A 1,272-nucleotide genomic window follows, 5' to 3' on the forward strand; every position below is an offset into this window, starting at 1 on the left:
GGTCTTGCGCGTATCTACGGCCAATGCATGGTGTTCACCCTTTCTATCGCCCCGTCCTTTCCCGAATTGGTAACGGCGGCGTCTTGCTCTGGTCGGAACAGCGGGATTCGAACCCACGACCTCTCGCTCCCAAGGCGAGCGCGCTACCAGGCTGCGCTATGTTCCGGTGGTGCCCGCTTGAGCTGGATCAAGTGGCACTTGACCGTTGGCGCTCGCGCAGGCATGTGGAGCGGCCAGCGGGGATCGAACCCGCGATGTCGACTTGGAAGGCCGATGCCTTACCGCTTGGCTATGACCGCGTGAAGGATGACCACACCGATGTTGCGGGGTATCTGCCCGCCCTCTGCATGTGGTCTATCCGTCGTCTGGATATCGTCGTCGCTGTCTTGCTTCAACTTCCACGCTATCATCGTAACACGGTCTATTCTTCCAATCGCGCAGACTGTGCGCAGGGTTTGCGCAGAAAATGCGCATCGACTCTACCAACCGCGCCCAACTCCCAACAGCGGGGCGATCTCCCCGATGGCTTCGCGGTGCCAATCGTCCTGCGTGCGGCGCTGGATGCCCAGCGTACGGCAGACCGACTCGATCTTGTCGCCATCGATGTAGCGGGAGCGCAACAGCTTTTCCAAGTGCGGGGCGAAGCTCTTGAGATCGGCAAGCGACTCCTCGATCATCTCTTTCTGGTTGTGCAGGCGCAGCATCTCTTGGAAGGCGTCCTCCTTGGCTTTCTCTACCGCCGCGTCAAGGATGTGGTAGACCTTGCCGTCGTACACGTACCCCTCACCGCCGAACGGCGTGGTGCCAGCGAACAGACCGGCGATCTGGTCGAGGGTTTCACTGTCCATGCCCGTTTTCGCTGCGAGTTCTTGGAACAAGCGCTCTGCCTTCTCGCGGTGCATCAGCTCGTTTTTGTCGGCGGTGTAGGCGCGGCCCACGGTCTTGAACGCTTGGAACAGATCCGGGTCGAGGCGGAACGGGTGGATGACCAAGTTCTTGCCCTCGGAGCGACGCTTCGCGGCGTTGATCTGCGCGCCCAACTTTTTGTAGCCCTTCAGGAGCTTCACCACTTCGGCTTTCATCGTTTCGTAGCTGGTGGTTTGCTCCATCCCTGCGATTACGAACTGCATTGCCGTTTGTGCCATCTTCCATCGTCCTCCTCAGATTGGTTTTGAAACGCCGAAAAGCAGACCCGTAGGTCCGCGAATTTTTCGGCTTGGTGCTATGTGTTCTCTTTTTCGATGGTGCATTCTAACACCGTTTGCTCGTCAG

Annotated in this window: 1 protein-coding gene and 2 tRNA genes; all 3 read right to left on the minus strand. The window is 58.8% G+C overall.

Annotated elements, in window-relative coordinates:
- Window positions 1-89 precede the first annotated feature (89 nt).
- The 3 genes from EL26_RS23035 to EL26_RS23045 all read right to left on the minus strand — a co-directional run bounded on the left by EL26_RS23035 (window position 90) and on the right by EL26_RS23045 (window position 1,145).
- Window positions 90-166 (minus strand) — tRNA-Pro (locus tag EL26_RS23035).
- Window positions 167-225: 59 nt separating this feature from the next.
- Window positions 226-299: transfer RNA gene (locus EL26_RS23040), tRNA-Gly, on the minus strand.
- Window positions 300-479: 180 nt separating this feature from the next.
- A complete protein-coding gene (locus EL26_RS23045; RefSeq protein WP_038094838.1) occupies window positions 480-1,145 on the minus strand; it encodes a hypothetical protein in 666 nt (221 codons plus the stop codon).
- Window positions 1,146-1,272 lie beyond the last annotated feature (127 nt).

It is taken from the genome of Tumebacillus flagellatus (genome assembly GCF_000714935.1).
In the GTDB taxonomy this organism is placed as follows: domain Bacteria; phylum Bacillota; class Bacilli; order Tumebacillales; family Tumebacillaceae; genus Tumebacillus; species Tumebacillus flagellatus.